Raw genomic sequence first — 18,501 nt, 5'->3', positions numbered from 1 at the left:
TGGCCTCAATTCACCAGCCGCTGACGCGCGGCATTTTCCAGATAATCGGCATAGGCCGCCCGCAATTTCGCGCTGTCGCCCACCGCCGGGACCGCCACGTCCCACCAGTGGCCGGCCCCGGCAAGCCCGTCGCCGGGACCGGGCGCGGCGGTGGTGTCGATGACGATGACCGTCGGGATGTCACGGCCGCGCGCCACCCCGATCTCGGCTTCCAGTTCGGCAATGCTGGCCGCCTTCACCGCATGGGCGCCCATGCTCGCGGCATGCGCCACAAAATCGATCTGCGGCTGCACCTCGATCCGGCTGTCGACATAGAGGTTGTTGAACGGCATCCCGCCCGTACCCTGCTGCAAGCGGTTGATGCAGCCGAAACCGCGATTGTCGGTCAGCACGACGGTGAAGGGGATGCGCCGCATCACCGCGGTCACCAATTCGCTGTTCATCATCATGTAGCTGCCATCGCCGACAAAGCAGATCACCTCGCGATCCGGCCGGGCCAGCTTCAGCCCCATGGCGCCGGCGATCTCGTAACCCATGCAGCTGTAGCCGTATTCCATATGATAGCCATGCAAGCCGGGCTGCCACAGCAGCTTCAGCGCGCCGGGCATGGTTCCCGCCGCGCACATGGCGATGGCGTCATCGCCGGTCGCGCGCTGCACCGCGCCGATCACCTGCGCATCGGTCGGAAGTTCGTTGCCGTCGGCAGGCGCGGCGCAATGGGCATCGACGGCGGCCAGCCAACCCGCGCGCAGGGCCGGGTCCGCACCCGCCGCGCGGTGATCGCCCAGCGCCGCCGTCAGCGCTTCCAGCGCCACCCGCGCATCCGCGACAAGCGAGACCGCCCCGTGCTTGGCCGCGTCATAGGGCTGGACATTGATCCCCACCATCCGGGCATCGCCGAACAGCGTGCGCGAGCCGGTGGTGAAATCCTGCAACCGCGTGCCGATGCCGATCACCAGATCCGCCGCCGCCGCCACCGCATTTGCCGCGGCCGAGCCATCGACGCCAGTCGCGCCGTAATTCATCGGATGGGATTGCGGCAAAGCGGATTTGCCGGCCTGGGTCTCGATCACCGGGATGTTGCGGCGGCTGGCAAAATCGGCCAACGCCTCCTCCGCCCCGGAATAGATCACCCCGCCACCGGCCACGATCACCGGCGCTTTCGCGGCGCGTATCAGACCGGCTACCTCGGCCAGTTCGGCCGCATCGGGCGCCGGCCGGCGGATCCGCCAGACGCGCGGTTCAAAGAAAGCTGCCGGCCAGTCATAGGCCTCGGCCTGCACGTCCTGACAGAAGGACAGACAGACCGGCCCGCAATTCGCCGGATCGGTCATCACCCGCAGGGCGCGCGGCAGCGCGGTCAGCAGGTGTTCGGGCCGGGTGATCCGGTCGAAATAACGCACCACCGGGCGGAAGCAGTCATTGGCGCTGACGGTGCCGTCATCGAAATCCTCGACCTGCTGCAGCACTGGGTCGGGGCGGCGACTGGCAAAGACATCGCCGGCGACAATCAGCAGCGGCAGCCGGTTCACATGCGCCAGCGCGGCGGCGGTCACCAGATTGGTCGAGCCCGGCCCGATCGAACTGGTCACCGCCTGCGCCCGCCGCCGCGCCTTGCCCTTGGCATAGGCGATCGCGGCATGGGCCATCGACTGCTCGTTCTGGCCGCGCCATGTCGGCAGGGCGTCGCCAATTCCGTGCAGCGCCTCGCCCAGACCGGCCACATTGCCGTGCCCGAAAATCGCCCAGACGCCGTCAATGAAGCGCTCGCCACCTTCGGTCATCTGCACCGCAAGCCAGCGCACCATCGCCTGCGCCGCCGTCAACCTGATCGTCTCGCCCATTGCTCCGCCCTTTTCATTCTGGCGCAAATATCCCGCCGGGTCCGGGGGCGCGCAGCCCCCGGTCGCTTACGCCGCCGCCCGCGCCGCATCCCAGATTTCGCACAACCGCGCATAGCGCACCGCCATCTGCGCCACCGCCGCCTCGTCGCCGATCGTCCCGGCCAGCCAGTCGCGCGCCACCGCGCCGAAGATCGTCCGGCCGACGGCAAAGCCGCGCACCAGCGGAAAACCCGCCGCGACCCTGAAACTGGCCGCCAGTTCCGCCTCGGGCGCATCGAGGCCCAGTACCACAATCCCGCGGGTGTGGCAGTCATGGGCTTCGATGGCGTCGATGGCGTTCTGCCAGCCGGCGCGGGTCTGCATCGGCTCCAGCTTCCACCAGTCGGGATAGATCCCTGCCGCATAGAACTGCCCGATCAGCGCCGCCGTGGTCATGTCATCCACCGGCCCGACCTTCGAGGGGATGATCTCCAGCAGGAAATCCAGCCCGTTCCGGCGCGCGGCGGTGAACAATTCCTTCACCTTCGCTTCCTGCCGTGCACGCATCGCCGCGTCGTCGTCAGGGTGGCAGAAGCACAGCACCTTGACCACCTCCTCGCGCGCCCATTCCTGCAGGCCGCCGCAGTCGGGGCCCAGTTCCAGCTCCAGTTCCAAGGGACGCGAGCCCGGCCATTCGCAGGGTCGCCCGATCCACAGGCCGGACCCGCTGGCCGCGTGCAGCGCCGCGCGCCCGATGCGGTTGTCGCACAGGATGCCATAGCCCCGTCCGCCATCCGCCACCTGTAACGCGGCCTTGAGGCACAGTTCCTTGAAGGCCCCGCCCTTCGCAGGAGTATAGCCCGCCATCTCCTCAAGCTGCTGGCGGTGATCGAAGGCGAAGACCCGCATCGTCGACCAGTCGCCGCCCATCCGGCCCTGCCGGTTCGTCGCCCAATGGATCTGTTCCAGCGCGGCATCATGGCGCAGGTCGGGGCGCGTCACCCCGCGATCAAGGAAGAATTCCAACTCTGTCAGCGAGGGATAGGCCGGGGTGCAGCCATGCCGGCTGACCGCGAAAGCGCCGCAGGCATTGGCGTATGTCAGCGCGGTCGGCCAATCCGCCCCGTCCAGCCAGCCCTTCATCAGCCCGGAAAAGAACCCGTCTCCGGCGCCCAGCACATTGAACACCTCGATCGGGAAACCGGGCCCGGTCTGCCCGTCATCGAGGCTGTCCGGTATGGCGCCTTCAAAAGCCGCCGCTCCCTGCGCACCGCGCTTGCAGACCAGCGTGCCATCGCTGATCGCGCGCACGTTGCGCAGCGCCTGAAGCGTGTCGGTGCTGCCGCCGGCGATGTGGAACTCCTCCTCGGTGCCGACGATCAGATCGAACAGCGGCAGGACCGATTGCAGCCGGGCCGTCACCTCGGCGCTTTCGACAAAGCGGCTTTCGCCCTCGCCATGGCCTGCCACCCCCCACAGGTTCGGGCGATAGTCGATATCCAGCGCCGTCCGCGCGCCGTGCTTCTTCGCCAGATCCACCGCCTTCAGCACCGCCGCCCGTGTGCGCGGATGCGACAGATGGGTGCCGGTGACCACCAGACTGCGCGTCTCGGCAATAAAATCCTCGTCGATATCCGCTTCGGTCAGACCCATGTCGGCGCAATTCTCGCGATAGAAGATCAGGGGAAAGCTGTCCTCGTCACGGATGCCCAGGATCACCAGCGCTGTCAGCCGTTCGGGGTCGGTCTTGACGCCGCGTACATCGACCCCCTCGCGGATCAGCTGCTCGCGGATGAAGCGGCCCATATGCTCGTCGCCAACGCCGGTGATGACGGCGGATTTCAACCCCAGCCGCGCCGTCCCGCAGGCGATATTGGTCGGCGAGCCGCCGATATATTTGCTGAACGACCCCATGTCTTCCAGCCGGCCGCCGATCTGGTTTCCGTAAAGATCGACCGAGGATCGGCCGATGGTGATCAGGTCAAGCGGCTTCATGCAGATCCTCCTCGATCCGCACGGGCTGGCCCTGCGATGCCGCCATGGCGTGGATGATGCGTTCGATCCGCAAGCCTTCGGCGAAATCGGGCCGCGCCGGCGCACCGCCGGCAATGGCGCGCAGCAGATCGCGGCATTCGATCACCTTCTGTTCGTTGAAGCCGAAATTATGCCCCGGTTCGGGGCAGAAGGCGGCAAAATCCGGCTGATCGGGGCCGGTCAGGTGGCGGCTAAAGCCTGCATCCCCGGCACGGTGCACCCAAAGCTGGTTCATGTTTTCCTGATCGAAGACCAGCGTGCCTTCGGTTCCCTGCACCTCCCATTGCAGCCGGCATTTGCGGCCATGCGCCACCCGCGAGGTGGCAAAGGATCCCTGCGCGCCGCTGGCGAAGCGGATCAGCGCAAACGCGCTGTCCTCGTTCTCGACCGCACGCGGCCCCTCGGGCGAGGGGCGCTGCGGCACCGCGATCTGGGTCATGGCAGTGATCTCGGCCACCGGGCCCATCAGCGCGACCATCTGGCTGACCAGATGGCAGCCCAGATCGCCAAGCGCACCCAAGCCGCCGCCTTCATGGGTCATCCGCCAGCTCCAGGGCAGGCCCGGATCGGCGCAATAATCCTCGTCATAGACGCCCCGGAAGGATAGCGGGCGCCCGATCCTGCCCGATGCGATCAGCTCGCGCGCCGCCTGAAAGGCCGGACTGCGCAGGTAGTTATAGCCCAGGATCGTCACCTGTCCGGGATGTGCGGCCGCCAGATCGGCCATGGCCTGCGCATCGGCCAGCGTCAGCGCCATCGGCTTTTCCAGCCAGAGATGTTTGCCCGCCCGCAGCGCAGCCTCGGCCATCGGACGATGCAGCCCGTTCGGCGTGGTGATCGAGACCACATCCACCGCCGGATCGCTGATGGCCGCCTGCCAGTCAGCGCTGGCGCGGGCAAAACCGAACTGGCTGGCGAAATCGCGGGCGCGGGTTTCGGGCATGTCGCACAGCACCTCCAGCCGCGGATGGGCGCCGCCGAAGACCGTGGCGACATTGCGCCAGGCCATGGCGTGACATTTGCCCATGAACCCGGTGCCGATCAGCGCGACGCCAAGCGGGTGATCCATCATCTATCCGTCCTCCGTGCGCGGCTCGATCTGTGCAGCGACAAAGGCCATGCTGGCGCGCAGCGCACCCTCGGGATCGGCGAGCGCGTGGATGTCCTCGGCGAAGGGTTCGAAGCTGAACGGCCCGTCATAGCCGCCCGCCAGCAGCGCGCGGATCTGCGCGCGGTTGCCCAGCCGGTCGGCGCCGTCGACCAGCACCCGATGGGCGTCCAGCATATCTTCCACCGCGAGCGTCGGATCAGTGACGCCCGAGATATGCACGAGACCGGTGCGGTGCGGATAAAGTTGCGTCTCGCCCGCCAGATGGTGATGGAAGGTATCATGCGTCAGCTTGAAGACGCCGTTCTCATCGGATTCGGTCATGGCGGCGAGCGCTTCGGCCTTGGTCCGCAGCGAGCTGATGGGGAAGCCCAGAGGCTCGACCAGTCCGGTCAATCCATGCTCGATCAGGATCGGCCTGATCCCATCCAGCGCCGCGACCACCGCCGAATGCGGCACCTTGCTGCCGTCATTCAGCGGGCACATGACCAGCGCCTGCGCCCCGCATTCGCTGGCATAATCGGCCATGCGCCGCGCCCGATCGGGCATATCGCCCGACCAGAGGTTGAAGGGGTAGACTGCGTTGATCGACAGGATGGTGATCCCCTGGGCACAGGCCTCGGCGCGGACGGCCTGCGGTGTCATGCCGCCCAGCACATCGGGAATGTCATTCCTGATCTCCACCTCGGACACGCCGATGCGGCGGCACATGGCGAAAAACTCCGCCAGCGGCAGGTTCGGCGCCGAGATATGATTGATGGCAAAACGCATCGCTGCCCCTCAATCATACAGTGCCGGACGATCCGGCAGGGTGATGGCCACGGCCTCGCCTTCGGTGCCTTGCGCGGTCACGCAGGCATCCGAGGTGATCGCGGCAACATAGCCGTCCCAGCTGGACGGTCCCGAAGCGGTGCCCCTGCCTGCCGCCCTGATGAAGTCGTTCAGTTCGATGTCATAGCTGTCGACGAAGCGATCCTTCCAGTCGGTCAGGATCGGGTTTTGCAGCATGGCGTTCAGACGGGTCTGGATCGCCATCGGCTCGGGCAGTCTGGCGATGCCGTCCTCGCCCACGATTTCGCATTGAATATCATAGCCGTAATGGCAGTTCACGAAGATCTCGACATCGATCAGAACCCCCTTGGCGGTTTCCAGAACCACCACCTGCGGATCGCGCAGGCCGTCATGCGCGCGCGCCGCCTTGCGCGGGAACAGCACGCGGGCCGAGACGTAGTCGTCATCCAGAAGCCAGCGCAGCACGTCGATTTCGTGGATCAGCGTGTCATGGATCGCCATGGGCGTCCCGTAAGCCGCTGGCACGGTGGGGTTGCGATGCGCGGCATGGACCATGATCGGCGCGCCGATCCGGCCCGTCGCCTGTTTCAGCGCCACATAGCCCGCATCATAGCGCCGCATGAAGCCGACCTGAACCAGCCGCCGGCCCTGTGCGACCTCGGCATCGACGATGCGCTTCGCCCCATCGGCCGTGGTCGCCAGCGGCTTTTCACAGAAGCACGGCTTGCCGGCGGCAATGGCGGCCAGAACATAGGCCTCATGCGTCGATCCGGTCGAGGTGACCAGCACCGCATCGACATCCGCCGCCGCGATCAGATCCTCGCCCAGGTCATAGACCTGCGCCGCCGGCACCAGATCCGCCCGCACGGCCCGCGCCGCCGCAGGATGATAGTCGCTGAGCGCGACGACCTCTGCCCCGGCCAGCACCTGCTGGATGCGCCGCGTATGATCGCGGCCGATCATGCCTGTCCCGATCACGCCAATTCTCACGGCCATATTCCTGTCCTCACCTGAAGTATGCGTCGACATAGCGCTGCATTTCAGCGCGCATGAATGTGCCCGAGGCGTCGGCCTTGTCCTCCCATGCGAAGACGCAGGCGGTCATGATGCCGTCAAAGCCGATCTCGGCCAGCGTGCGGTAGACATCATCCCACGGCACCTCGCCCTGACCGATATTCAGATGCTGGTGAACGCGCGCGGTCGCGCCGGGCGGATTGACGATATAGCGCAGGCCGCTGCTGGCCTTGTGGTTGAAGGTATCGGCGACATGGACATGGGCGAGCACATCGGCGCATTCGCGCAGCATCGCCACCGTATCATCACCGAAATAGAAGGTATGCGGCGTGCAATACAGAAACCTGACGCGCGGCGAGTTCACCGTGCGGATCAGATCGACCGAGGGTTGCAGCGTTTCGGTCCAGTCCTCGGGATGGGGTTCGATATGCAGGCTGATGCCCTCGCGCTCGAGGATCGGCACCAGTTCGTCCATGCTGCGCCACCAGGCGTCCTCGCAGGCCTCGATCATGCTGCCGGTGTGGCAGCAATAGCAGCCGCCCTTGTCGGGATGGGGACCGCGGCCGAATTCGCTGTTCATGGTGTCGACGCCCAGTTCGACCGCGATCTCGATGGCGCGTTTCCAGTGGCGGATGGCGGCCTGCCGCTCGGCCTCGTCATTGCTGGCCCAGCGATACATCGGCAGCAGCGAGGCGATGCCGACCTGCGCATCGGACAGCGCCCGCCTGAACGCCTTCACCCGGCCCGGAAAAACGCGGGGCGCCTTGAACCATTCCAGAAAATCGGCGCGGGGCGACAGTTCGATCCAGTCATAGCCAAGCGCCGCAACCTTCGAGGGAAGCTGTTCCAGCGTCAGATGACGGTGCATGAACGGGTCGAGAGCGATCTTCATCTTCTGTCCTTTGCATCAGCGGTGGCCAGATCGGGGGCGGGGCGCAACCGGACGGGCGCGGAGGCCGCCTAAAGCCGTGCCGGCGTGGGCGTTACTGGTAATCGGCCATGTTCTCGCGGGTGACCGGCTCGAACGGGATCCAGATGTTGCGATCCGCACTGGCGCCGCCCGCCATGGCAACGGCGGTCTGCAAGGCGACTTCGCCCTGCTTCACGGCGTTCTGATAGACGGTCACATCCAGATCGCCCGAGGCCAGCGCGGCCAAGCCGTCCGGGGTGGCATCGATGCCAGCGACCACCACATCCTCCATCGACATGCCCGCAGCCTTCATCGCCAGGATCGCACCGATCGCCATTTCGTCGTTATTGGCGATGACCGCATCGAAATCGACGCCCGAGGTCAGCCAGTTGGTCATCAGATCCTGCGCCTCGCCACGGTTCCAGTTCGCCGTCTGCTCCTCGATCACCTCCATCCCGGCGCAGTCCGGGGTGGCGATCACGTCGTGAATATCCTTGGTGCGGGTGATGGCAGAATGGTTTTCCAGCGGCCCCATCATCACCAGAACCTTGCCCTTGCCGCCCAGCAGGGCGCAGACCTGCCGGGTCTGCATGGTGCCGCTGTCGACCTCGTTCGAGCCGACGAAGGACACGTCTTCAGGCAGGCTGTCCACATCGCCGGGAGGATGGTTCACATAGACCAGCGGCACGCCGGCATCGACCGCAGCCTTGGTGATCGCGGTGGTGGAACTGCCGTCGACTGCATTCACGATGATGGCGTCGTAGCCGTCGGCGATGAAATTCTGCACCTGATCCAGCTGCCGCGCCACGTCAAGCTGGGCATCTTCGAACACCAGTTCCACATCGCCTTCCTTTTCCGCCTCGGCCGCGATGCCCTCGCGGATGATGGTCAGGAATGGGTTGTCGAAGGCCGTCATCGACACCGCCACCCGTGTGTCGGCCATGGCCGCGCCCCCCAGCCCCAGACCGGCCATCAGAAACGGGAACGCCACATAGTTTCGGATCATGCTCAAGCCCTCTCCCTTCGGGTTCATGCGGCGGATGCGTATTCCGGCTGCGTCTTGGCGCCGGTGATATAGGCGACGACATCCTCGCCATCGGTGTCTTCCTTGCGCAGGTTGGCGCAGATGCGGCCGCGCCGCCAAACCACGATGCGGTCGCACAGATCCATCACCTGCCGCATGTTGTGGCTGATCAGGATCAGCGGCTCGCCCTGCTGTTTCAGCGCCCGGATGATGTTTTCGACCTGCGCGGTCTCCTGCACGCCCAGCGCCGCCGTGGGTTCGTCCATGATGGTCAGCTTGGAATGAAAGGTCGCAGTGCGGGCGATGGCCACGCATTGGCGCTGCCCGCCCGACATGTTCTGGATGGTGTTGCGGATATTGGGGATCTTCACCCCGGTCTTTTCCAGCCCGCGCCGGGTCGCCGCGTGCATGGCCTTGTAATCGAGGATCGAGAACGGCCCGAGGTTGAATTTGCGGATTTCCCGCCCCAGGAACAGGTTGTCCGGCACGTCCAGATGATCGGCCAGCGCCAGCGTCTGGAACACAGTCTCGATCCCCGCCTCGCGCGCGGCCAGCGGGCCGTCGAATTCGACGTAATCGCCGTTGAACCAGATCCTGCCCGAGGTTCGCTGTTCGACCGCGGTGATCTGGCGCACGAAGGTCGATTTCCCGGCCCCGTTATCGCCCATGATCGCCACATGCTCGCCCCTGCGGATCTCGAAATTGCAATCGACCAGGGCGTGAACGCCGCCATAATGCTTGGTCAGCCCTTCGGTGCGCAGGATGACATCGCCCGGCGCGTCGCCCGGTCGGGGCGCATCGCCGCCCGAGATGTCCGTCTGCAGATCGCTTGCCATGATCCCCTCGCTTTCAGAATCTTGAGGCCGAGCGGCGCTGACGCCACTGGTCCAGCACCACGGCGCCGACGATGATCGCGCCCTTGACCATTTCCTGATAATAGGCGTCCAGCCGCAGGAAGGTGAAACCCGAGATGATGACCCCGAAGATCAGCGCCCCCAGCACGGTGCCAAGGATCGTCCCCCGCCCCCCCGACAGCGAGATGCCGCCGATCACCGCCATGGCGATGGCGTCGAGCTCATACATCACCCCCATTCCGGCCTGCGCGGTGAGGTTCTTGGCGCTCAGCACGATGGCGGCGATCCCGCCCAGCAACCCGGCGATGGTATAGACCAGCACCTTGTGACCGGCGACATCGATGCCCGACATCCGCGCCGCCGCCTCGTTCGAACCGATGGCATAGGTGTGCTTGCCATAGACGGTGTATTTCATGATCAGGTGGAACAGGATCGCCAGGCAGGTGAAGATGATGACCGGCATCATGCCTGCGCCGATGGCGGCATAGCCCGGCGTCGGAAAGGACACCGGCTGCCCCTGCGTCCACCATTTCGCCACCCCGCGCGCCGAGACCATCAGGCCGAGCGTCGCGATGAACGGCGGAATGCGGGTATATGCGATCAGCAGCCCGTTGATCAGCCCGCAGGCGATACCGCAAAGCAGTCCGATCACCACGGGGATGATGACCGGCAGATCGACCCAGCCCCGGTCATGGAAGACGGCACGGGTATTGGGCAGGCCGTTGATCTCGCCCACCTGGGCAAAGCTCATCGCGATCATGGCGGTCATGCCCACGACCGAGCCGGAGGACAGGTCGATCCCGCCGGTCAGGATGACCTGCGTCACCCCCAGCGCGATGATCCCGATGATCGAAACCTGCAGGATGATGATCTGCAGACGCGCCTGGTTGAAGAGGCCCGGAACATTGTCGCGCGTGTTGAGCAGGAAGCTGTCATGCATCAGCAACCGGCCGAGCAATTCGAACGCGAGGACGATCAGGACCAGCGCGATGGCGACACCGGCCTCGGCGGGAAGGCTGCGTCCTGATCCGTCAAAGCTCAGTCCTCCGACTCCGTCTGGTGTATGCGACATGTTTCATCCCCCTCGCGGGACGCGTCCCGCCTGGCCAGTCTGCGGGCGACACGCGACGCGCCGCCCGAATGCGTTGCGATCTCAGTCAGTTGCTCTCGGCGAAGTCGACCATGTTTTCCGGCGTCACCAGCTGGAAGGGCACCATGACCTTCTGCTCAACCGCCTCGCCTTTCGCCAGCTTCAGGGCCGCGTCCAGTGCGCCGCTGCCCTGCCCCGCCGCGTCCTGGAAGACGGTGACATCCAGATCGCCCGCCGCCATCGCCTGCAGCGCGTCCCGCGTGGCATCGACGCCGGCGACGATCACGTCCTCCATCTTGAGGCCCGATGCCTTCATCGCCTGAATGGCGCCGATCGCCATCTCGTCATTGTTGGAGATGACGGCATCGAAGGGCGTGCCCGCGGACAGCCAGTTGGTCATCAGATTCTGCGCTTCGTCGCGCTGCCAGTTCGCCGTCTGCTCGTCTATGATATTCAACGTGACCTTGCATTTGCCGCTGTCCATCACGTCATGGATGTCCTTGGTCCGCTGCACCGCCGCCTGGTTCGACAGCTCGCCCATCAGGACATAGACATTCGCCTCGGTCTTGCCGGCGGCGTTCAGCAATTCGCAGACCTGAATGGTTTCCAACGTCCCCGATTCTGCCTCGTCCGAGCCGACGAAGGCCTGATTGTCGGGCAGCGTATCGACATTGACCGGCTGACGGTTCACGAAGACCAGCGGCACGCCCGCCGCGGATGCCGCATCGGTCATCGCCTGCGTCGCCGAGGTATCGACCGGGTTCACGATGATCGCATCAACGCCGCTGGCGATGAAATTGTTGATCTGGTCCAGCTGCCGGGCGACATCGTTCTGCGCATCCTCGATCTGGACGTCGACGCCCTCCATCCCCTTGGCGATTTCCTGGATCCCGTTGCGCAGAACGGTCAGGAAGTTGTCGTCGAACAGCGCCATCGAAACCCCGACGGTTTCGGCGGATGCCCCGCCCGCCATACCCACGACCATCGCGGTCGACAGCAACAGATTTTTCATCTCATTTTCCTCCCTGTGCGGCGTTGCGGGTGCCGCTGTTTGTTCAGCCCCGCCGCCCGGCCGCAGCTGTGCCCTCCGCTGAAAGCGGAAGCGAGCCTGGGTCGCAGCTGTCGCTGGCTTCCTCCCCTCCCCGGGAGGTAGGGAAAGGATTCGGCATCAGATCGCTGCAATCAACACATTCGGACCGCAGATTGCATCATTCCTGATGCAATCATGTCCGATGATTGATGTGGTTACATCATGATTTCGCTTTCCGGCGTCCAGATCAGCGCGGGAAAAAACCGTTGGCCGGGCACTTCCGCAAACCCCTTTTCCGAGGTCTCGATCATCTGCACGATCAGGTCCGCCGCGATCTGGCGCACCGGCGTGGCCAGCACCACGCTGAGCGTTCCGTCATGCAGCCCGGCCAGCGAATCCGGCGTCAATTCGTTGACGATCAGTACAAATGCGCCGGGTTTGCGCATCTCGCGGACGGCCTGGATCGCGCCCTCCATACCGCCGCCGGCACAGTAAAGACCGATCAGATCGTCATGACGCGACAGCAGATTTGCGGTCGCCTCATAAGTCAGCTTGCGGGTTTCCAGATTGATCTGCGTTTCCAGCATCTGAAACTGCGGCGCGGTATCGCGGAAATAGCTGCGAAAGCCGGTTTCGCGCAATTCGTGGCCATGAAACCGGGGGCCGCCGATAAACACCCCCACTTTTCCCGGGCGCCGCGCCAGCCGCGAAATGAACCATCCGGCAATGCGCCCGACCCGGATATTGTTGGTGCCGAAATAGCTTTCCCGCACCCCCTGCGCGAAATCCGACAGCAGGGAATAGACCGGGATGCCGGCGCTGCGCAGGTCCTGCACCACCCGTGTGACGGCGTGGTGATCGATGCCGGTCGCGGCCACGGCATCGACCCGCCCCTTCATCGCGGCCAAGAGGCGGGCCAGTTCCTCCGGGCTTGGATCTTCCATGAATTTCGTGGTGACCTGCACCCGACGCAAGGTGCAGGCGCGGGCCTGCGCCTCGAAGATCCGTTGCGTTTCCTGATAGAAGGCGTGGTTGGGCTTTTGCAGGATAAGGCCAAGTCGGAACTCGGCCTTGTCGGCAAGCATCCGGTGGCGGATGACATTCGCACCGTGATAGCCGATCTTCTCGGCCGCTTCATGCACACGCCGGACGGTTTCGGCACGCACATTCGCGCGGCCATTCAAGACCCTGTCGACCGTCGCCGTTCCGACGCCTGCAGCCTTGGCGAGATCAGCGATCGTCGGTCTGTCCATGATGCGTTCACATTCCCTGATGATGCAAACTATCAGCGATGGGCGGCATCATGGCAAGCGGAGGCCATCGGATGCGCATCCAATGCTTCATGCGCGCTGCAGCGATTGCTCGGGGCGGAAGCCGCCTCGGTCGAGGTAGTCAATGACCGGTTGCCGGAATATGCGTGGCGCCCGAACAGACCGCCCGGCCCGCCCCGCCTCAGTCGCAGTTTCCGGTCCGCTTCGTCACCCACAGATCGGGCAGCGGGCCGTTATTGCGGCGCATGGCGACGGTGTAATCTTGCGCATCGACATCATAGGTGACCGCGACCAGGCAGCCCTTCTCGTCCGAAAACACCTTGCCAGCGAAACTGTATATGCCCGCCTGGCCGCGCGAAAACGCATCGAAGCCGAGAAAGTCGCCGACCTTCTTCTGGTCGCTGCGCACAAGCTGCCCGTCGATCCGGTAATCGAACTTCAGGAAGGCGGCGACATTCGGGTCCATGCCGTCGCGAAGACCGCCAAATTCAGCGATGATATAGGTGATGTTCAGCAGCCCCAGCGAGGACGAACCCGGGATCTGGCGTTCGGTGCTGACAACGGTTTTCGCCTCTTGCACGGCATAGACACAATCCGAATAGGCCGCGCCTTCATTCAGGCATTCTTCCTCTCCGGGCGGATCCGCGAATGCCGGACAGCCGGTCAGCAGGAGCGCCGTGAAACACAGCCTAGCGAGTCGAATTATAGTCCTGCGCACTGCCCGATTCCTTTCCGAACTTCGCCATGACTTCATCATCGGTATATTGGGGAATTTTCTTGTATTTATCGCAGGGGTTGAAATTCGGCGGCTTTCGGATCGAGCGGATGGTGCTGTTTTTGCGGTATTTCGCCACATTTACCACAAGGCCCTCGTCGCTGTCGTCATTGGCGATACCCTGGTTGCCGCCAAGCCCCCACCAATATTTACCGTCGGGCGTCTCACCGACGATGAAAGTGTTATGGCCGGCGGTCCCGGTAGAACTCCATCGGATCACGATCAGCGCCCCGACAAAAGGCTCCGCCTTGGTATCGCTGCCCCAATTCATCCAGACCTGGGAACCCGCGCTGTTCGAGCCGGTGAAGTTCTTGCCGGGCGTCTTGGGATTGGGAGTGTTTTCCAACACCCAGTTGGCGAAGGCCGAACACCAGGCGGTTCCGTCATGGTGGTAAGACGCCGCGATATCGGTCGAGCGCATATATTCATCGATCCGGGGATTGCTGCCCTTGCGGCCGGAAACCTCTCGGGTGCCAAGTTCGCCCCTGGCGGTGTTCAGCCATACCGGATGGTCGCAACAGGTGCCGGTGGTGCATTCGGGGTCGGTCATGCTGCCATATTCCTCGACCTCCTCCGCCACCCCGGGCGGCGCGGTCGCCGCGCCGGTTCGGGTCAGCGGTGTGACCGGTGAGGGGGCCGGGATCGCCTGGCTGAGGCTGGACATGGCAGTCGACCAGAAGCGTTCACAGTCGGTGGTGAATCTGTTCAATGCGAGCGCCATGGACGTTCTCCCTCAGGCCTGCGCGCCGGTCAGACGTTGATAATATCCCAGAACAGCCTCGCCGAACGCGATACGCCGTTCCTCCAGATTGCGTGTCCCGCTGGCGAGCGTCGCGCGCATCCAGGGAAAGCGGGGGTCATTGATGAAGTCGGCACCGAAATAAACGGCCAGCACGATACAGCAATAGATATCCACAACCTCGAGAGGGATGTCGCTGATCCGCGCATTGACGTCGTCGCAGAAGGCAATCCAATCGGCCTCCGGCACCGTCTGAAAGCGCTGCGGATAGACCCGCTGCAACAGCCGCAGCACATGCGCATAGCCCGGATCCGGGACCCCGCGCCGATAGAGGTTGAAAAGCCCGTCCCGGATATGCGCCGGGCTCGCCAGGTCGTCCGCGATCACAGCGTCCCAATGCGCAGCTTCCTCGCGCAGCAGCGCCGTATCTGAAAGCGTGACCGCGCGATCCTCCTCGACCAGCCACATGGCCCGCCGCAGATAGGGGCGATATTGCGGATCTTCCTCGAAACCGGCGCCCCAGCGGAACGCGATCGTCAGGTAATGCAGCAGCTCCTTCTCTGAGACAATGCCACGCGCCTTCGCGCGATCATGACAAAGTGAGACAAAACGGCGCAGGTCGGTATCGTCGGCTATTCCGGCCGCGGGCTGAAAATGCTTGCGGAGAAGGGCGACAGCCTTGTCCTCATAAGCCCTGAGGCGGCCGTCGACAAAAGGCCGAAGCGTATCGGCATTCGCGAAATCATCAATCAGGATCGACACTACCAGACCTGCTGCACAAACTGACGCAATTTAAACCGAATGTGCGCGGATCGTCACCAGACAAAATCAGCACCGTGATACCGAAAACAACCGCATGGCATGGTCAGCGTAACCATCCGGCGTAGGCCGCGGACGGGTGTCCGTGCTCAGGGAGTGGGCTTGGGTGCTTTGGGCTTGCCGGGCCGCGGGGACCATTTCTTCGCGAGTTGGTCAAAGCGTTCGACGATCCTGTCGATCCTGGCATCTTCGGGATCGAAGGTTGCACCTGACCAGCCGACCATGTCGTCGTGCTGCTCGTGGTCCGGATCTGCGAGGGCTTCGAGGAATTCCTCGTAGCCCGGAGCACCGCCGACATCCTCGGGCGGGCAGGCCCCGCTGGCCTTCAGAAGCCTTGGATAGGTCACGCCCGGGGTGGCCTCGGTGACCCGCTCGATCCGGATGCTGTGGTCCCAGTCATCGCCGAAGTCGTAGACATACTGGATCGTCCTGACGCCGGTATCCTCGAGCACCTTCTGCAGCGTCGCCTTCTTCGCGGGCATCGGGCCGTCGTAGAATCCGTCCGGACCGGGCACGCCCCAGCCCGCCCCCCCGGCCCTGAATTCGTAGAGATGGGTGTCCGTCCAGCCCATCGCCGCCTGGACCACCTCATGCAGCCGGTCGAGCCTGATCTTCAGCGGCACCTCGATATGGCGCATCGGCTGAGGATCGACGTCGTTCAGAAGGATCCGGAGGCGGGCGATCAGGGTCATGCGGCCCTCCTTTGCGGTATTTGCGACCAGTTCCAGGGAAGAAGTTCCGGCAGGCGCGACAGGGGTATGTCCGGCAGCCGGGCAAGGACATCGGCCAGCCAAGCCTGCGGGTCGACGTCATTCATCTTGGCCGTGACGATCAGGGAATACATGAAGGCGGCGCGGTCGCCACCGCGCGGAGATCCGGCGAAGAGCCAGGCTTTCCGCCCGAGGGCGACGCCCCGCAGCGCGCGTTCTGCTGCGTTGTTCGTCAGGCAGATGCGGCCATCATCGAGGAAGCAGGTGAAGGCGTCCCAGCGGCCGTCCTCCTCGAACATGTAGTTGATCGCCTTGGCGACGGGGTTGTGCTTCGACATTCGGGCGCGTTCGGTCCGCAACCAGTTGTGCAGATCCTGGACCATCGGGCGCACCAGCCGCTGACGGGCGTCATGGCGGGCCTCGGCGGTCAGGCCGGTGATCTCGCGCTCGGCATCGAAGATGGCGTCGAAGCGTTTGACCGATTCCAGCGCGATGGGCGAGATCTCCTCGGCCACCGATCTGCCCTTGCGGGCCGTGGCTTTGATATCCGCCAGTTCGAAGAACTTGCGCCGGGCATGCGACCAGCACAGCGCGCTCAGCACCGGCGCGGGCCTGTGGCTGGCATGATAGAGATCGTTGTAACCGCCATAGGCGTCAGCTTGCAGGATGCCGGTCCAGCCCGTCAAATGCCGGGTCGGGTGTTCTTTCCTGCGGTCGGTTGAGAAGTAATAGAGCGCTGCCGGCGGCGCCCCACCGGCAAAGGGCCGGTCATCCCGCAGATAGGTCCAGAGCCGGGCGGTTTGCGTGCCACCTTTGGCCAGCAGCGGCACGGTCGTGTCGTCAGCATGCAATCGCTCGGCGCCGAGGACATGGGCGCGGATCAGATCGTGGATCGGCTGCAGCGCCACGGCACAGGCCCCGACCTGATCGGCCAGGGTCGAGAGGCTGATCTCGACGCCCTCCTTCGCATAGCGCTCGGCCTGCCTGTTCAGGGGCTGATGCTGGCCAAACTTCTCGAACAGCACCATGGCCAGCAGGTTCGGGCCGGCCCAGCCCCGGGGTGTCGGGTGGAACGGCGCTGGCGGCTGGCTGATCTTCTCGCAGTCGCGGCAGGTGAACTTCTCGCGGACGGTTTGCACGACCTTCCACTGCCGCGGGATCACCTCCAGCGTCTCGGTGATGTCCTCGCCCATCTTCACGATGCGCGCCGAACCACAGCAAGTGCAGGAAGTCGGCGCCTTAACCACGACGCGCTCGCGGGGCAAATGCTCGGGGAACGGCTTGCGGGCTGGGCGGCGGCGTTCGAAGGCCGCGACCATCGCCCTCGGGCCCGTCGCCTCGGCTTTGGCCCGGTCATCGGCAATGTCGGTCTCGATGTCTTCGAGCTGCATCTCCAGTTGCTCGATCAGCCGGGCATGGCGTTCGGCACCATGGCCATATTGCTCGCGGCGGAGTTTGGCGATCTGCAGTCGGAGGTGCCGGATCATGTCTTCAGAGGCCGAGACGATCGCCTGAACCTGGGTCAACTCCCCCTTGGCGGCGACCAAGGCGTCCTCTGCGGCAGATGCGCGAGTCTCTGCCGCGGCGAGTGCGGCGCGCAGAACAGCGATCTCCGAGGTGGTCTCCGACATGCCGAAGACCTATCACGAAACCCCGGAATAGTCCAATAAAACAAGGGTATTTTGACTATCAACCCGCCGAGGCAGGCCGCTGCGTCCAGCGCGGATTGCGCCAGTCGATTCCTTCCAGAAGATAGCCGAGCTGCGCCGCCGAAACCGGAACGGCTGAGCCATTCTGGCTCACCGGCCAGATGAACTTCCCCGCCTCCAGCCGCTTCAGATACAGCGACATGCCGACCCCGTCGTGCCACAACACCTTGATCAGGTCACCCTTGCGCCCCCGGAAGCAGAAGATCTCGCCACCGTGCGGATCGCGACCCAGGCCCTGCTGGACCTTCAGCGCCAGGCTGTTCATCCCGCACCGCATGTCCGTCACCCCGCCTGCAATCCACACGCGCGCCCCCGCCGGAAAGGCGATCATGCGCTGTCCAGCACCGGAAGCAGCCGCGCCAGAATGACCGGGTCAATTCCCGCAGGAACCACGAGGTGCCGGCCATTCACCAGTGTGATCGCGACTGTGACGGCATCGGAGATCTCCAGCTCTGCCGCAGGTGATACCGATACAGGCACAGGTTCGGCAGCAATCATCACCGGCGCAAAGGTCAGGGCAGGCTCATTTCCGAGAAGGCCCTCGCGATAGTCCTTCCGCCAGCGCGTCAGCAACGCGCGAGAGATATCGTGACGCCGCGCCGTCAGCGCCACGCTGCGCGGGCGCGACAGGCTTTCCTCGACGATACGGATCTTCTCGGCAGCCGACCAGCGACGCTGCCGACCACTATCGGTCACCGAGAGAACCTCGACTTGGGAACTGAAGCTATGGGTGTCCATAGCTTCAGCCTCCTACATCCATCCCGCCTTCAGCGTCAGACGGTCCTCACCGGGAGCTTAC

The 18,501-nt window shown here is 64.5% G+C and carries 18 protein-coding genes; all 18 read right to left on the bottom strand.

All coding sequences use genetic code 11. From position 1 onward, the window contains the following. Positions 1–5 precede the first annotated feature (5 nt). The 18 genes from iolD to H1S04_RS13260 all read right to left on the bottom strand — a co-directional run bounded on the left by iolD (position 6) and on the right by H1S04_RS13260 (position 18,440). Positions 6–1,844 (bottom strand): 3D-(3,5/4)-trihydroxycyclohexane-1,2-dione acylhydrolase (decyclizing), encoded by a 1,839-nt coding sequence (gene iolD / locus H1S04_RS13345; protein ID WP_181746041.1) that lies wholly within the window; start codon positions 1,842–1,844, stop codon positions 6–8. Between the two features lie 66 nt (positions 1,845–1,910). Continuing rightward, entirely contained in the window at positions 1,911–3,818 is a 1,908-nt protein-coding gene (gene iolC, locus H1S04_RS13340; protein WP_181746040.1) for a 5-dehydro-2-deoxygluconokinase, read from the bottom strand. Next, on the bottom strand, positions 3,805–4,929 hold the full coding sequence (locus tag H1S04_RS13335; protein ID WP_181746039.1) for a Gfo/Idh/MocA family protein: 1,125 nt from the start codon (positions 4,927–4,929) through the stop codon (positions 3,805–3,807). Before H1S04_RS13335 ends, iolC begins: the two co-directional genes overlap by 14 nt. Then, positions 4,930–5,736 carry a TIM barrel protein gene (locus tag H1S04_RS13330; RefSeq protein ID WP_181746038.1) on the bottom strand — a complete coding sequence of 269 codons (807 nt, stop codon included), beginning with the start codon at positions 5,734–5,736 and terminating at the stop codon, positions 4,930–4,932. It abuts the gene before it with no gap. Positions 5,737–5,745: 9 nt separating this feature from the next. After that, positions 5,746–6,753, bottom strand: coding sequence for a Gfo/Idh/MocA family protein (locus H1S04_RS13325; RefSeq protein ID WP_181746037.1), 1,008 nt, complete (start codon positions 6,751–6,753; stop codon positions 5,746–5,748). 10 nt (positions 6,754–6,763) lie between these two features. After that, positions 6,764–7,663 carry a sugar phosphate isomerase/epimerase family protein gene (locus tag H1S04_RS13320; protein ID WP_181746036.1) on the bottom strand — a complete coding sequence of 300 codons (900 nt, stop codon included), beginning with the start codon at positions 7,661–7,663 and terminating at the stop codon, positions 6,764–6,766. Positions 7,664–7,754: 91 nt separating this feature from the next. After that, a complete protein-coding gene (locus tag H1S04_RS13315; RefSeq protein ID WP_181746035.1) occupies positions 7,755–8,687 on the bottom strand; it encodes a sugar ABC transporter substrate-binding protein in 933 nt (310 codons plus the stop codon). A 23-nt stretch (positions 8,688–8,710) separates the two neighbouring features. After that, positions 8,711–9,541: an ATP-binding cassette domain-containing protein gene (locus H1S04_RS13310; protein ID WP_181746034.1), complete on the bottom strand. Its 831-nt coding sequence runs from the start codon at positions 9,539–9,541 to the stop codon at positions 8,711–8,713. 13 nt (positions 9,542–9,554) lie between these two features. Then, on the bottom strand, positions 9,555–10,631 hold the full coding sequence (locus H1S04_RS13305) for an ABC transporter permease (RefSeq protein WP_181746033.1): 1,077 nt from the start codon (positions 10,629–10,631) through the stop codon (positions 9,555–9,557). A gap of 85 nt (positions 10,632–10,716) precedes the next feature. After that, the gene (locus H1S04_RS13300; RefSeq protein WP_181746032.1) at positions 10,717–11,661 is read right to left on the bottom strand and encodes a sugar ABC transporter substrate-binding protein; all 945 of its coding nucleotides are present in this window, start codon (positions 11,659–11,661) and stop codon (positions 10,717–10,719) included. A gap of 233 nt (positions 11,662–11,894) precedes the next feature. Continuing rightward, positions 11,895–12,932 carry a LacI family DNA-binding transcriptional regulator gene (locus H1S04_RS13295; RefSeq protein ID WP_181746031.1) on the bottom strand — a complete coding sequence of 346 codons (1,038 nt, stop codon included), beginning with the start codon at positions 12,930–12,932 and terminating at the stop codon, positions 11,895–11,897. A 199-nt stretch (positions 12,933–13,131) separates the two neighbouring features. Continuing rightward, entirely contained in the window at positions 13,132–13,530 is a 399-nt protein-coding gene (locus tag H1S04_RS13290; protein WP_181746030.1) for a hypothetical protein, read from the bottom strand. Between the two features lie 109 nt (positions 13,531–13,639). Then, positions 13,640–14,446, bottom strand: coding sequence for a hypothetical protein (locus H1S04_RS13285; RefSeq protein WP_181746029.1), 807 nt, complete (start codon positions 14,444–14,446; stop codon positions 13,640–13,642). A gap of 12 nt (positions 14,447–14,458) precedes the next feature. Further along, entirely contained in the window at positions 14,459–15,226 is a 768-nt protein-coding gene (locus tag H1S04_RS13280) for a hypothetical protein (protein WP_181746028.1), read from the bottom strand. A 146-nt stretch (positions 15,227–15,372) separates the two neighbouring features. Next, positions 15,373–15,975 carry a plasmid pRiA4b ORF-3 family protein gene (locus H1S04_RS13275; RefSeq protein ID WP_181745529.1) on the bottom strand — a complete coding sequence of 201 codons (603 nt, stop codon included), beginning with the start codon at positions 15,973–15,975 and terminating at the stop codon, positions 15,373–15,375. Continuing rightward, positions 15,972–17,624, bottom strand: a complete 1,653-nt coding sequence (locus H1S04_RS13270; RefSeq protein ID WP_181745530.1) for an IS66 family transposase — start codon at positions 17,622–17,624, stop codon at positions 15,972–15,974. Before H1S04_RS13270 ends, H1S04_RS13275 begins: the two co-directional genes overlap by 4 nt. A gap of 58 nt (positions 17,625–17,682) precedes the next feature. Then, on the bottom strand, positions 17,683–18,033 hold the full coding sequence (gene tnpB, locus H1S04_RS13265) for an IS66 family insertion sequence element accessory protein TnpB (protein WP_112312267.1): 351 nt from the start codon (positions 18,031–18,033) through the stop codon (positions 17,683–17,685). Then, complete coding sequence (locus tag H1S04_RS13260) at positions 18,030–18,440, bottom strand: transposase (RefSeq protein WP_181745531.1); 411 nt, start codon at positions 18,438–18,440, stop codon at positions 18,030–18,032. The genes tnpB and H1S04_RS13260 overlap by 4 nt, the downstream gene beginning before the upstream one ends. Positions 18,441–18,501 lie beyond the last annotated feature (61 nt).

The sequence above is a fragment of the Paracoccus sp. S1E-3 genome, assembly GCF_013868135.1.
Classification (GTDB): domain Bacteria; phylum Pseudomonadota; class Alphaproteobacteria; order Rhodobacterales; family Rhodobacteraceae; genus Paracoccus.
This window is presented reverse-complemented; position numbering and strand designations above follow the sequence as displayed.

Bases quoted from the DNA above. Each gene is read 5' to 3' on its own strand.
- iolD (WP_181746041.1), bottom strand. From the start codon at position 1,844: ATGGGCGAGACGATCAGGTTGACGGCGGCGCAGGCGATGGTGCGCTGG.
- iolC (WP_181746040.1), bottom strand. From the start codon at position 3,818: ATGAAGCCGCTTGACCTGATCACCATCGGCCGATCCTCGGTCGATCTT.
- H1S04_RS13335 (WP_181746039.1), bottom strand. From the start codon at position 4,929: ATGATGGATCACCCGCTTGGCGTCGCGCTGATCGGCACCGGGTTCATG.
- H1S04_RS13330 (WP_181746038.1), bottom strand. From the start codon at position 5,736: ATGCGTTTTGCCATCAATCATATCTCGGCGCCGAACCTGCCGCTGGCG.
- H1S04_RS13325 (WP_181746037.1), bottom strand. From the start codon at position 6,753: ATGGCCGTGAGAATTGGCGTGATCGGGACAGGCATGATCGGCCGCGAT.
- H1S04_RS13320 (WP_181746036.1), bottom strand. From the start codon at position 7,663: ATGAAGATCGCTCTCGACCCGTTCATGCACCGTCATCTGACGCTGGAA.
- H1S04_RS13315 (WP_181746035.1), bottom strand. From the start codon at position 8,687: ATGATCCGAAACTATGTGGCGTTCCCGTTTCTGATGGCCGGTCTGGGG.
- H1S04_RS13310 (WP_181746034.1), bottom strand. From the start codon at position 9,541: ATGGCAAGCGATCTGCAGACGGACATCTCGGGCGGCGATGCGCCCCGA.
- H1S04_RS13305 (WP_181746033.1), bottom strand. From the start codon at position 10,631: ATGTCGCATACACCAGACGGAGTCGGAGGACTGAGCTTTGACGGATCA.
- H1S04_RS13300 (WP_181746032.1), bottom strand. From the start codon at position 11,661: ATGAAAAATCTGTTGCTGTCGACCGCGATGGTCGTGGGTATGGCGGGC.
- H1S04_RS13295 (WP_181746031.1), bottom strand. From the start codon at position 12,932: ATGGACAGACCGACGATCGCTGATCTCGCCAAGGCTGCAGGCGTCGGA.
- H1S04_RS13285 (WP_181746029.1), bottom strand. From the start codon at position 14,446: ATGGCGCTCGCATTGAACAGATTCACCACCGACTGTGAACGCTTCTGG.
- H1S04_RS13275 (WP_181745529.1), bottom strand. From the start codon at position 15,975: ATGACCCTGATCGCCCGCCTCCGGATCCTTCTGAACGACGTCGATCCT.
- H1S04_RS13270 (WP_181745530.1), bottom strand. From the start codon at position 17,624: ATGTCGGAGACCACCTCGGAGATCGCTGTTCTGCGCGCCGCACTCGCC.
- tnpB (WP_112312267.1), bottom strand. From the start codon at position 18,033: ATGATCGCCTTTCCGGCGGGGGCGCGCGTGTGGATTGCAGGCGGGGTG.
- H1S04_RS13260 (WP_181745531.1), bottom strand. From the start codon at position 18,440: ATGGACACCCATAGCTTCAGTTCCCAAGTCGAGGTTCTCTCGGTGACC.